The sequence below is a fragment of the Paenibacillus sp. RC67 genome, assembly GCF_030020805.1.
Lineage (GTDB): Bacteria > Bacillota > Bacilli > Paenibacillales > NBRC-103111 > Paenibacillus_S.
The window spans coordinates 893,387-907,425 of sequence record NZ_CP125098.1 but is presented as its reverse complement, the minus strand read 5'-3'; the positions used below and the strand labels follow the sequence as shown (position 1 = coordinate 907,425).

The window sequence follows — 14,039 nt, the reverse complement described above, 5'->3', positions numbered from 1 at the left end:
CACCTACCTTTTCGTTCTGGGGTCTAACGCATCGCGCAAGCCGTCGCCCAACAAATTTATCGCAATCACCGTTAAAAAAATGGCTGAGCCCGGAGGAATCCAAAGCCACGGTCTCGTTTGAAAATCAATTAACGAATTGGCGGCCGCCATCATGTTGCCCCATGAAGGAGTTGGCGGCACCACGCCTAAGCCCAAATAGCTTAGTACGGTCTCGCTTAAGATCGCTCGGGCTACACTCAGAGTCGCAACCACAATAATGATCGGTACCGCATTGAGCATCAAATGAACGATTTTGCGTTTATCACTTAACCCCAGGGACTCAGCAGCCAGCATATAGGGCCGTTCCCGAAACGATAAAATCTGACTTCGCACCATTCTCGCCAATGACGGCCAGGCCATGAAGCTAATCAACAGCATAACCATATAGATACGATATTCCGAAGGGACCTTTAGGTCGGACAATATGGCCCCAAGAATAATTAAAATCGGTATTTCAGGTACTGCCAGCAAAATATCGGCTGTCCGCATCACCAAATGATCGACGACCCCACGGTAAAACCCAGCTAAAGCACCTAGTAAAGAGCCGACTGCAACAGACAGCACCATCGACACAAGCCCGACAACAAGCGAAATTCTTCCTGCCTGCATCAAGCGGGTGAGAACATCTCTGCCCAGATTGTCAGTACCCAGCCAATGGGAAGCCGTCGGCGGTTTGTTAATCAGCGATACATTCACCTTCCCCGTCGTATAATCCGAAAGCAGTGGACCTACGAAGCAGAACAGAAACATAGCCAGCAGAAACAACAAGCCGGAAACGGCCAGCTTATTCCGCTTCAGCCTCCGATAAGATGCCCGCCACAAGGAAGAAGAGCGTGCCGCCTTTCCCTGCGGGCTGACCTTCAAGCGGGCTTGGATCACTTCCGATGATTCCATAGCCATAAGTTCACTTCCTTCACTTTAAACGGATGCGTGGATCGGCCACGGCGTACAACCAATCTGCAAGCAGGTTTCCTATCACCGTAAGTACCGCCAAAAACATCGTAAAGCCCATCAGAACCGTATAGTCGCGATTCGATATCGCCTCCATGTGAATGTATCCAACACCCGGCCACGTAAAAATCCGTTCCGTTATAATAGCTCCTGAGAACAATCCAGGTAGCTCCAGACCCAATAACGTAATAGCTGGCAGCAGTGCATTGCGCAGTGCATGCTTGTAAATGACGGTTCGTTCCTTCAAACCTTTGGCCCTAGCCGTTCGCACGAAGTCCTGCTTGATTACATCGATCATGTTAGCTCGAAAATGGCGGGTCAACGAGCCTACACTGAGCATCGTCAGCACGGTAGTCGGAAGGATCATATGGCGCACGATTTCCCATAGGCGAGCATAGCCCGTCGTTTGACTGCCTGTGTCCAATATGCCTCCAATCGGAAGCCATCCAAGGTCTACCGCGAACCATTTGATCAACAGTAAGCCGATAAAGAAAGAGGGAAAAGACATCGCCCCGAATACAGCCAGCGTAATCAACGAATCGTACCAGGAATATTGCCTAGTTGCAGAGAACACACCAATGAAAACAGCTATGATCCAGGTCAAGACTAAGGAGATGCCAGCGATCATGAATGAATTAACAACATACTCCTTCAAAACCGTCGCCACGGGCTGCTGATATTGCAGCGAATAACCGAAATCTCCTCTAAAGGCATTGCCTAACCAAATGAAATAACGTTCCCACAACGGTTTATCCAGCCCGTACATCGCTTTAAGCTCTGCCGCCCGCTCCGGTGTCAGCATGACATCTGAATCGACATAGTCCCCAGGAGCCAGCGCGAAGATAAAGAATATGATGAGCGATGCGCCAATCACCGTAGGGATGAGATGCAGTACTCTTTTGACCATATATTGACGCATGACAACCTGTTGCCTCCTTGCTTGCCAGCTGGCTCCTATTCACGGCATAGAACCGTATACGCGTTAATCAATCTTTAGTTTGGGAATAGAACGGTTGAGGATGGACACCGGATCGGGATTAATCCCTTGAATACGGGCATTGTGCGCCGACAATATTTTCAAATAAGATAGCAGCAGCACCGGCGGGTCCTCCTTCAATTGTTTGTACAGATCGTGATAGATCGGAATTCGTTTATTCGTATCCAACGTTTCCGTTCCTTGGTCAATCAATTGATCCACCTTCGGGTTGGAATAGCCGCTGACATTATATTTGGTCTGGAAGCTTTTCACGCCATCGTAAGGGTCCGAAAAATTAGTAGAAGTAAAGGAAGCAATGTCAAAGTCGCCTTTTTTTCGTTTGGCCAGCAGTGCATTGAAATCAAGAATTTCCGCCTCAATGGCAACTCCGATATCCTTGAAATTTTCTTTAGCCAAAGGAATCAGCACATCGTCGATGTTGTACCCCTTGCGTCCCAAATATTGCAGCTTGAGCTTCTGCCCATCCTTCTCTCTAATGCCGTCAGCCCCAACCTTCCAGCCGGCTTCATCCAGAAGCTGCTTCGCTTTTTGCGGATCGAACGGATAGGGCGTTACGTCCTTCGTATAAGCCCATGATGCCGGGGACACGGGAACGTTAGCGACTTCTCCGAACCCTTGGTACAAAATATCGGTAAATTTTTGTCTGTCCAGCCCGTAATACAATGCCTGCCTTACACGCTTATCCTTAAGGAATTTGCCTCCACTGTTAAAATCCAGATAGACGTAGGACGTAGCCGTAAACGTGTTAATATTGGCAAAGCCAAGTGCTTTCAGCTGATCGAAATTGTCCCGGTTCGCCGTAAATCGGTCGTAATCCGTTTCACCCACTTTGATATATTGAAGATTCGTATCGTTGTTCGTTATTTTAAAAATAAAATTGTCAACGGACGGTTTGCCTGCATAATAATTCGGATTCGCCGTAAACCGGACTTCCTGACCTTTGATAAATTTATCGAACTTATATGGACCTGCTCCCAGCGGCTTATCGTGTAACGTCCTGATATAATCCAGATTGCCTTGCTTGTAGTCCTTACCGTAATAAGCTTTGGACAGCACCTCGCCCCCGATCAGCGGAAGCGCTAGAGTAGTGACCTTCTCTGTCGTGATTTGAATCGTCTGTGGGTCGATCACTTTAATCCCTTCAACGGCATCTGCTTTTTTCTCCTTGTAAGCCAATCCACCCTTGATGTTCGCCTGAGAAATATCGACTCTTCCGTCATATGCGGGATCGTGCAGCAGCGTCAATGTGAAGGCTACATCCTCCGCCGTCAACGGCGTACCATCGCTGAACTTAAGATTGGGTCTTAAGTGGAACGTATAGGTCAATTGATCCGCGCTTGTGTCCCACTTCTCAGCCAGCTCCGGAATGGGCTTGCCGGTTTCATCTTTTGTGATCAAAGAGGCGAACAAAACACCTGTAACATTGCCATCCCAGCCATTCTGATAGAAATAAGGATTAAAGACCCCTTCTGGGGTTTGCGTTCCTGAAATAAAGGTTGTTGTTCTTTTTTTAGCCGTCTCGGGATTTTTGGACACATCCGATGCTTTGACCAGCCCATCTTTAATGCTGTTTAACCCTGCATCGCTCGTCCCTTCCGACTTTTCCACTGTGTCCGGGCCTGTAGCTGAGCGATTCCCGCCGCATGCCGATAACAGCAATGCCAAGGCTAATACGGAAACACTCGCTTTCATCCATCTTCTCTTCATCTCTGATCCCCTGCTTTCATTATCATAGAAGCATTAAAAACTTATTATGCACACCTAAATAGTTGGATTAATAAAGTGGACAATCCACTTATGGTCTCCAGGGTACGCTTAATAGACCAACCGTTCCTATCAGTCGGTCTCCGTTTGTTACGGTAGACTCCTCTTACCATTGAAATTATGTATCGATACCTAAGCTAATATCCAAAACAAAAAAGGAGACCAACAACAATCGTTAGTCTCCGTCTGTACGGTAGATATCAAAGTATTCTTATGTGATTTATATGCTATCATCGTCCAATACATCTGTCAACCATTTTCTAGGCTTAACCGGAAAATACCGCCATCTCACTATAGCTGTTCCACGCGTTCACGGAATTTCCGTACCCGGTCACCCTAATATAACGGGCCTGCTTTTGAGCAAAACCGAAGTACTCCATATTGGAGGAGGTACCACTGCTTACACCATTCTGCACTTTCTCCCAAGTCTGACCGTCCTGCGATATGGCGATATCTAAGTTAAAATATCGCGTAGTCCCATTGTAAAAAGCAATGCCAAGGCCACTAACTGGCTTCTGGCTGCCCAGATCGAGCTGAATCCATGGCGTATTATCGGCAGACCAGCGTGTATTCATATCGCCGTCAATCGCCTTCTCTTCACCATTGCCTTCCTGGGCTGAACTGGCTGTAACCCCTTGAACGGCAAGCTGAGTATAGTTAGCAGGTTTGGTTAGAAACGATTGCGCATTGAATTGGACCCTGTACTGCTGCGAGCGATTTGTATAAGCTGCATCTGTTACCGTTATAACAACAGGGTTCGGCGAGTATACATCTTGTGCGACGGTCACTTGATCTCCAGCTTTAGCGGAAGTCGCGTCCACAACCGGATAATTCTGCGTTCCGAAAGGAACATTGACCGCATAGCTGTAGCTATTTTTATTAAAGCCCGACAATGGCTGCCCGTTCAGCGCGATTTGCGAGAGCTGTGGGAGCGTTTGAATTTCCCCGTCCGCAATAGTCCAGCTGCTTAATGGAACATACGGCGCAGCTCCGGGGACATTGTCACCAGCAGCCAATGGCGTCAGTTGAATAGCCATATTGAGGTCTTGCACACCAGTAAGCTCAAGCGCCAGCTTGCGAATGCCGGTATTCGGGTCCTGCCCTGATGGGTTCGGCGATATCGGAAGCGGTTTGGCGTCCATTACTTTAAAGGTTGCACCAGCAGGAGCTGGGCCGGAGAAGCTCATCGTCACGCCGAGACACTTGCCGTTTTGAGTCAGAATAGCGGATTTACCATCCGCTGCGACTGCAATGTCGGCTTTGGTATGCATGAACCACCATACCTTCGAAGGCGATTTAGTATGAATTTCATCCTGCACCGTTAAGGTGCTGCGGTTATCACCGAACATAAGGCCTCTCTTGGCCGTTGTGGCGTTTTTAGCGTAAGCCGGTGTCATATTAACGACAGCCAGCCCGCCCTTTGGCTTAGATTCATACCTCTCAATCGAGCTGAACGCATACTGGTCCTGCTCGAAAGTTCCATCCGGGTTGATCACAAGCGTATTATGGCCTTCCGGCATGAGCCTGTAATATTTGAAGCGTTGGTTGTCGTAGTCAAAATAATTCGGAAGATTATAATCATCGCTACCCAGATCCATAGCCCATTGTACCCCATCCGCCTCAAATACGAAGTTACCGACATCGGAATGCGCGTGGCTGGAGTTGCCTTTACCACCCATAATACCGGCGAATTTAGCCGATGTATCGTTCCATTTGCTGCGGAACGTAGCCAGCTCCGTATTGCGGAAATATTGATCTAACGGGATCGATACGTTCATGTTAAGCAAGCTTGGATCATACCAGAGTAGATCGTACACGCCTCCTGCTTGCTTCGCTTCCTGCATCAGAAGCAGGCGCAGTCCTGCTACATCCGCATTGTTAAGCTGCTTCGCCATCCAGAATAGCTCGGGAGCGCGTATTTTAAAGCTGTTCGAATCGCCAAAGTTAAACGAACCTTGAGGACTGAGCACATAATTGATAAAATAAGCGGTTTTGTAAAAACCTGGAGTTTCCGTGTGTCCGTAAGTTTTGCCTAATGCCGTTTGCATCGCCGACATATAGGTAACTAAATATTCCACCGTATAGCGCCAATAACCTGGCCCTTCGCTCCAGCCACCATCCGGATTAAACTCCAGCAGTATAAAATCCTCCAGCGAGCGAAGTGATTTTGCTGTAATTTCTCCTGCGATGGCTTCTTCTTCATCCCCAATAGCAAGTGCTCCAAGGATAATACCGCCGTTGCACACGGCGTTCCAATTGCTTATTTTCTCGTTATCCGATAAGCTAACCCACCAAGCGTTATTGTTATGTGCGGCAATGGCTTTGGCCAGCCCTTTATCGCGGATGGCCGTGCGGATTAAATCCCTTTGCTGCTGCGTTAAATAATTGTACAGCCAGTCGTAGCCGATGGCCATGCCAGCCGTCAGCTCTGTGGTGTTCAGAAACTCGTTCTGCTCATTCCAGTTCGGGATCGAAGCCGCCTTGAGCATTTCATCGACAGCCCGCTGCGCATACTTAGTCTCCCCGCTCAGCAAATACATCAATGCCGTCTTCTCGATAAAAGGACGCGCATCCTTGGCAGAATCCATCCGCCTTCCGTCAGGCAGATCGTATACACCTACCGGTGTGGTAAGAACGGTGTCTGCGCTTTTCCGTAAATCGCTGTACCATTTGGATAAATTGCTGTCGGTTTGAATTTGAGATTGCAGCATAGTAATCCGGTCCGGCGTAACGAACAAACGCGGATGCTGTTGGTTCGGGTTTTGCTGCTTCAGATCGGCAATAATGTCCGCTGCCGACGGACGATCGTAGACGATGCGGCGGATCGCCTCCTTCGTCAGCTTCGACAGCTCGCTGCTGTCGGGAAGCGGATTGGTCGTGCTGATCAGCACCAAATCATCATGGATTAGTACGTGTTGGCCCATGGACTTGGAGAACAGATCCGAAGATACGTACAGTGTCGTCCCGATGAGCCGCAGCGGAGCATCCAATACGACTGTTCCGCTGCCGCCCGTCACATTGGAGCTGCCTATCGTCAGTGTAATTGCATTGCCAAGAACTCCCGTCTTCGGACCGAGAGTAACGGTTCCTGCAGCCGCATTCCAGCTGTACGGAACGTCTAATTGCCCTGCTGCAAACTGCAGTGGAACGAGTATTTTCCCGTTCTCTAATTGAGGCTTAACCGTCGGATCGGCGGCGTTCAACGGCTTGCGCTGTAAATAAGAGTAGGCGTTTGGGAACCCCGCCAGGAACGCAATCGACTGTTTCAGCCTTGCCTGAGCGTAGGCATCATTCGCATTGCCTGTGCCCGGATCAGGGGTCTGAAAATAAGAATCGTCAAGCGGCACATCGCTGGCATAGACGCGCACATCATCCATCCAAAACTCATTGGCCGTACCCGTCTGCGACTTCGTGTAGCTTTTGAATGATGAAATATCGTTTATCGTGGCCGAGTTGCTGTAGCTGCCATCCGATATTTTTTTCACACCGTCCACATACACGTCGATTTTCTTGGTGGCGTTCTTGACGATGATTGTCAGTTGGTACCAAGTATCGGCTGCGTAGCCGGTTCCGGACAGCTTAGTACCGCCAGCGTACATGAAGCCGTCCGCCTTGAATTCCAGCAGTGCGGATTGGACATTCGTACTTGACTTGATTTGTATTAACGGACTATAGAACTTGGTATTGTTATATTTGACCTTCATCTCGATAGCCACATTGCCTGTAAGCGGGGAAGCGAATGTTTTGGTCAGCACCAAATCAGAGGCAGTTCCGCTTCGAAGACGCAGGCTTTTCCCCGTTCTTTCAGCGACTTCTTCTCCTACGATCTGGGCCCCCGAGGTAAGTCCGGAAGCCGACCATCCAGAAGGAGCACCAGAGCCGTGGCTATCAAAATTATCGTTCACATAGATAACCGGCGATGCTCCTTCGGCATAAGCAAGAGCGCTGCCTCCAACCCAAGCCGTATAAGACGTAAAACCACTTAGGATAAGCAGCGCTGTCAAAAAAAGCAGCAGGCTTTTGCTGTATACATTTGTTCTCATTTTCATCAATAACACCTCTTTCGGTTTATAGGATAAATCCCACGGTAGGGTGTCTCTCCGATGTTCCTCCATTCGTTACGATCTTTTTTTGCAGGAGTAGGCGGTGCTGCTTTTAGGTTGTAACGAAACCGGAAAAAACTCGAAATATTGCTATGATACTCCGATGGGGTATGCTCCTCCAGCCGCTGTTGAAACCCGTGAATTTGATTAGAAATTAGCGGTATATTCACGGGTTTCAAAGGCGGACGTAAACTCCTCCGAAGCATACCCCACCTACTTATATAGCAAATTTCTCGAAGAACTAAGTTTCTCGTAAACCTAAAAGCTAAAACCGCCCTCGCTTCTGCAAACGATCGTTTCTATTTCTTTTTAGCTTTTTCCGCTTCTATATCTTTGGCGAGCAGTTCGTTAGCCTCCCGAACCGCGGTGACGCTGTCCTTTTGGCCCCGCCCGATAAAACCGAAGGCATCATTAAGTCGCTTCCAAGCTAGATCGTTATACTCGGTCAAAGGAGCTGGAGCCGCGTATTTTTTCGGGAAAATGGCGTTAATGTTTTTGCCCTTATATTTCGGCAGATCCTGCGCAAATGTCTTCTTGATTTCAGGATTTTTCAATGAGGTTTCAATCCCCATTTTGGAGCGCATTGTTTGGAATTCATCCGAAGTCAACGCTTGAAGGACATCCATAGCCTCTTCCTTGTGCTTGCTCGTCTTGCTGATGTAGATGTAGCCAGGGAAAGCTTGCGGGCCTACATCACCCAGCTCCTTGAAGTAAGGCAGGGAAGCGTAATCCCAGTTCAAATCATCCGGGAAATTGATCGCTGCATTGGAGAAGTGAGACCACATCGCCAGCGTCTTATCCTTCGCGAACATATTGGACTGCGCTGTGGAAGCGAAGAATCCCCCCGCGAGCGGCTTGCCGTCCGGAGACGGAATTAATTGATAGAAGCGTTTCAGGTTGTCGAGAAAGGCCATCATTTTCGGATCGTCGAACATTGGCTTTGAAGTTTTCGGATCTACGAACGGCGCCGAGAACTGATTTGTCTTCGAGATATGCTCAGGTGACGCTAGGAAGCCATAATACTGGGTACCGTTATCGTTACGGGTCACTTGTTTGGCCAGATCATAGATTTGGTCCCATGTCATGCCGTCCTTAGGATAAGGCACTCCGAATTTGTCGAAGATGTCTTTGTTGTACATAATGACTGGAGAAGTATTGGATAGCGGAAGTCCGTAAATGCCACCATTCGCGATTTCTTTTTGCTGATCGATAGTGAATGGCTCAAACCGGCTCAAATCCACATTTTTCTGCTTGATCAGGTCGCCGATATCCATCTGGAATTCGTTGCGAATCAGATTAAGATGGGTATGGCCAACTGAAAAAATCAGGACGTCGAACTGTTGCCCGCCTGTAATCAAACCATCCATCGATTTGGATGCAGGAACCGGAACGAATTTAGGAATAATATTAGGATACTTTTGCTTAATATAGTTGCCGTAATTGTTCATGAAGTCTTCTTCTTTCCAATCGGCATTACCCGTTTGATAGAAGACGAGCTCCACAGGCTCCTTCTTACCCGTCGTTGATGCTCCTTCCTGCTTGCCGCTGCTGCAGCCCGCCAACAAGCTTGCCGCTACTATAGATGCTACCGCTACCTTCCCTGAGCTTACAACCCACGATTTCATGTGGACACCCCTTTTTTTCGTCTATTAATCCATTTCCTTCAACATTCAAGCTGATAGACTGCGTCGTTCCCATTTCATATTCATTTACTTTTGCTTCTCAGCTACAATCGACTTATTGATCGTTTCTTCCAAATCCCGCAGCGCGGTATTGATGTCCTTTTTGCCGGTAAGCACGTTATTAAACTCTTTATTCAGAGGCGTCGTTACCGGAACGGTGACCAGCTTCGAATCTCTCGAAGGAACCGCTTTGACGGGCTTGTTAACATAGAGAGCTTCCGTATGCTTACCCTTCAATTTAGAAAACTCCTGACCGAACGCTTGTTGAATGGCCGGATTTTTTAAGACCGTAGCCTTGCCCGACTTGCTCGCTTGCATTTGCATTTCATCAGACAACACAAACTCAAGCACCTTGAACGCTTCTTCCTTATGCTTGCTCGCACTGATCAAATAATAAAAACGAGGGTTAATTTGTGCATTCGTTCCGGGAGCTTCCTTCATCGTAGGCAGCGAAACCATATCCCAGCTCGTAAAATCATCCGGAAAGCTCTCCGCAGCAGCCGTAACATCCGCATGCATGGCTGAGACCCGATCCTTCATGAAGCTGTTTACTTCCTTCACCCTGCTTCTTTCATCCATAGGTGTGTTCATCGGAAAGCGGTAAAACCTCGTTAACGTGGAAAAAATCGATTTCCAAGCCTCCGTATTCACCGCCGACTTGTCCTCGCTGGCATGCAGGTATGGTGCTCCAAGCTGATTGTTATCCAGCAAATAAATGAAATTCATTGTCATCCCGCGGTATTGAACCCCGTCTTCATAACGGGTAAGCTTTTGGGCTAATGCATAAGCGTCATCCCACGTCATTCCATCCTTAGGGTACGGAATTCCGAATTTGTCGAAAATATCTTTATTATAGTAAAGCACAGGGGTATAAGCATTGACGGGAAGTCCGTACAATCCAGCTCCGTAGCTTGCCGATGCGTTCTTAATGATGTCCAGGTAGGCCGGATCGATCCGACTCAAGTCCAAATTGGATTGCTTCACCAGCTCCGTCAAATCATACTGAAGATTGAACTTAACCAGCTTCTCATTTAACGCCGAAATCCCCTGGTAATAAATGTCCGGACTGTCCCCGGCAAGCACGAGATCTTGAATCTCTTTGCCTTGATCCGCTCCTTGAAACTCAAAAGAAATGTATGGATATTTTTGCTTAACCTTCGCTTCCACTTCGGTTCGGAACTTTTCCTCGTAGTCTTTGTCCCCGGTATAAAATTTAAGAGTAACCGGCTCCTGCTTGACTGGAGCGGTTCCGGCAGCCGGATCGCCTTGCTTGCTGCAAGCTGAGATCAGTGTAGCGGCGAGAACGGATGACAGTGCAGCCAAGCTTACTTTGATTCCTTTTCCCATACAGGGTCCCTCCCATTTGCATATCACTTCATAAACTTCCTTCGCTTGCAAGTTTAAAAAGATCCGCTGTCTGTACAGAAGGAGCATGGTACTGCAAGGTAAACGATATAAGTTGAACTCAAGATTTCCGACTGACACCCGTTTCATACCAAACAGGACTGCTTTGCAACTTCACAAGCTAGAACTACCGCGCCGCCTCTACGTAGGGTGTATCCTTGACTTCAAGCTGTTTGCGGTGCAGCTCCTCGGTTAACTGTTTCACGGTATCGGCATAGGCCGGATGATGGTATACGTTGTTCATTTCGTTGGAATCCTTGCGCAGATCGAACAGCTCCCATTCTGGAGGCTTCGGATCGTCTATCGCATCGGTAGCTCCAAGTGCATCAGCGTAGTAGTAAATCAGCTTGTAGTCGTGCGTGCGCAAGCCGTAGTGAGCGTAAACCCCATGCTCGCTTAAATGCATCCAGTACCGATAGTACATGGAGGTGCGCCAGCCTTCGGGCGTTTCCCCTTTCATCAAAGGACGCAGGCTTGTGCCCTGCATAAACTCCGGTGTAGATATTCCCGCATAATCAAGGAATGTAGGCGCAAAATCAACGTTAAGCGCCATCGTATCCTGTACGCTGCCTGCTTGAATTTCTTTGGGATAGCGTACGATAAACGGCATGCGCAAAGATTCCTCGTACATAAACCGCTTATCAAACCATCCATGATCCCCAAGGAAAAAGCCTTGGTCCGACGTATAGATAACGATCGTGTTGTCCGCAATACCTTCTTCGTCGAGCCTATCCAGCAGCCGACCAACATTATCATCAATGGATGCCACGCAGCGCAAGTAATCTTTGATATAACGCTGGTATTTCCAGCTTTTCAGCTCTCGCTCGGTTAGTCCCTCTGGAGGATCTACCTTTAGATCCCTCTTCTTTAAATCGCGGTCAATTCTCATAATTGCCGCTTCGGCGGCTGCAGCCCGATTGCTGTAATCGTCGTCGAATGTTGGAGGCTCAGGTATATCCACATCTTCGTATAGATGGGCGTGCTTCGCATCAGGAATCCATGGGCGATGCGGCGCTTTATGGTGACACATCAGGAAGAACGGACGTTCTTTATCCCTCTTATCGATCCAATCGATCGATTCATCCGTAATAATGTCGGTAACGTAGCCCTCGTACTGCTTCTCCACACCCATTTGAATGAATTTAGGGTCATGGTAGTCGCCCTGCCCAGGCAATACGTTCCAATAATCAAAGCCGGTAGGATCGCTGTAGCCGCCATGTCCGAGGTGCCATTTGCCGATGATGGCAGTCTGGTATCCATCCTGCTGAAGCAGCTTGGCTACGGTCTGCTGGCGGCCATCGAAATGGTCTCCCAGCGTCTGAACACCGTTCAAATGATTGTATAACCCGGTCAATATCGTAGCCCGGCTCGGAGCGCATATGGCATTAGTGCAAAAGCAATTGTCATAACGCATCCCCTCGTTTGCAATCCGGTCCAAGTTCGGTGTTTGATTGATACGGCTGCCGTAGCAGCTCATCGCATGCGCGGCATGGTCATCGCTCATGATAAACACGATGTTCGGTCGGTTCATAGCTCGTTGTCTCCTTTATAGATTGAACTTTGGTTTAAGCCAGCGCGTAAATCGGCGATATCCATGCACATTGGCCGTTGACCTGCTTAATCTCGACATGATACACGTCACACTCGGATTCGACATTCGTATCCGTCCATACTTCTTTTACAGTGTAAGCTTGCTCTGGAATCGCACGATGCAGAACGATGGCCTCGGAATTGTAAGGATGTAAATGCTGCGTTCTGTTACCCTCAAGCAGCTCTCCTACGGTAAACGTCATCTCGGCTCCGTTCAGTTGTACTCGCAGTTCAGTGTCCACACTACCTTCAATTTCCAATATAACCGCAGCTGTATGCGGATGAAGCGTCGTCGGATTTTTGAATGTCATGCAGCTCCATTCCACGGAATCGTCCGATTGACGGATAAGCTTGTTACCTAGAGCGTTCATAGAAGGATCATCTTTCATCTCCGGTGTAGGAGCTAGAACGCTGCGACCGCGGAAGCAGGTTTCTACAGCAAGAAGCTTACCGTTGCTTAACTCGGCATTTCCTTGCCATGAGAAGCCGTTCTTGTTATTGCCCCAGCCCATCTCGACTCTTACTTTATATTTGCCTACTGCCTTGGTGGCCTCAGTGCCTGCGCTAGTTAAAGATTCTCCATTGATGACTTTCCATGGCTTCAGGTTTTTATAAACGACGATTTTATCAATCTGATCGCAAGCCGTGACCTCCAGCTCCAAATTGCGCTCGCTCGCCTTCACCTCACTGCCCATGGGCTGTCCGTTCATGCTGAACCGGCAGGCGATTTTGTCACCTGTAACGGCATACGTTCTACGCGCCAGAATGGCTTCCCAAATCGATTCGCGTGTTTTGGAATCAGCCAATACCGCCAATCGTCCGTCTCCGTAAGAGCCTGGGTAGCCCGCGTGATGATCCGTAGAGCCGACAAAACCAAAACGGTGCTTCCGTTTCAAAGCTTCAAACACGCTGCTTCGGGAATCGCGGGGTCCCATGTCGTGGTAGTAAGGATATTGACCTTGGTCTGACATGCCGCTGCCGTGCTTGGAATACACCTCAACAATTGGACTGATGGAACCGTTGAAGCTGTCCCAGTTCCCCCCACGGTATCCCGGTGTATAGCCAACATGATGCGGAACGGCGATCACTCGACGTGGTGCAAGCTTTTCCACGATCGCTGCCGGTGATTCCCCCTCTACGAGCGGAAGATCATCGTCCGGCGATACGAAGTGGTGGTCGCCATATTGGCTGGAATGCGCCTCATATCCCTGGAAGGTGACGAATTCGCCTGGCACATTGAAGCTTTTAACCGTCTCGCGAACTTGATCCCAATGTCCACGCAGCTTGGCGAACCCTTCCTTATGAAAATCAACTAAGTATTCCAATCCCTCTGTGCGGGCCGGAATGTCGTACCACGAAGCGTGACCGATAATGGCTACGAAATCAAGCTGCCCCTTGGCAGCAAGCAAAGCATTTTCTAACCCTCCGAATCCGTAGCTGATTCCGCAGTGGTTGTGTAAATCTCCCCAGTATAATGGCATATGTTTGTTCCTCTCCTATTTGTATGGT

Annotated in this window: 8 protein-coding genes; all 8 read right to left on the bottom strand. The window is 48.6% G+C overall.

The features are described from left to right. Nucleotides 1-3: 3 nt before the first annotated feature. On the bottom strand, nt 4-933 hold the full coding sequence (gene opp4C / locus QMA13_RS04120; RefSeq protein ID WP_282943249.1) for an oligopeptide ABC transporter permease: 930 nt from the start codon (nt 931-933) through the stop codon (nt 4-6). Between the two features lie 19 nt (nt 934-952). Beyond that, on the bottom strand, nt 953-1,909 hold the full coding sequence (locus QMA13_RS04115) for an ABC transporter permease (RefSeq protein WP_282939699.1): 957 nt from the start codon (nt 1,907-1,909) through the stop codon (nt 953-955). A gap of 63 nt (nt 1,910-1,972) precedes the next feature. Then, entirely contained in the window at nt 1,973-3,694 is a 1,722-nt protein-coding gene (locus QMA13_RS04110; protein ID WP_282939697.1) for an ABC transporter substrate-binding protein, read from the bottom strand. A gap of 323 nt (nt 3,695-4,017) precedes the next feature. After that, complete coding sequence (locus QMA13_RS04105) at nt 4,018-7,800, bottom strand: discoidin domain-containing protein (RefSeq protein ID WP_282939695.1); 3,783 nt, start codon at nt 7,798-7,800, stop codon at nt 4,018-4,020. A 353-nt stretch (nt 7,801-8,153) separates the two neighbouring features. Continuing rightward, entirely contained in the window at nt 8,154-9,479 is a 1,326-nt protein-coding gene (locus QMA13_RS04100) for an ABC transporter substrate-binding protein (protein WP_282939693.1), read from the bottom strand. An 84-nt stretch (nt 9,480-9,563) separates the two neighbouring features. Further along, nucleotides 9,564-10,883: an ABC transporter substrate-binding protein gene (locus QMA13_RS04095; protein ID WP_282939692.1), complete on the bottom strand. Its 1,320-nt coding sequence runs from the start codon at nt 10,881-10,883 to the stop codon at nt 9,564-9,566. A 184-nt stretch (nt 10,884-11,067) separates the two neighbouring features. Next, a complete protein-coding gene (locus QMA13_RS04090) occupies nt 11,068-12,471 on the bottom strand; it encodes a sulfatase family protein (RefSeq protein ID WP_282939691.1) in 1,404 nt (467 codons plus the stop codon). A gap of 34 nt (nt 12,472-12,505) precedes the next feature. Beyond that, on the bottom strand, nt 12,506-14,011 hold the full coding sequence (locus QMA13_RS04085; RefSeq protein WP_282939689.1) for a PHP domain-containing protein: 1,506 nt from the start codon (nt 14,009-14,011) through the stop codon (nt 12,506-12,508). Nucleotides 14,012-14,039 lie beyond the last annotated feature (28 nt).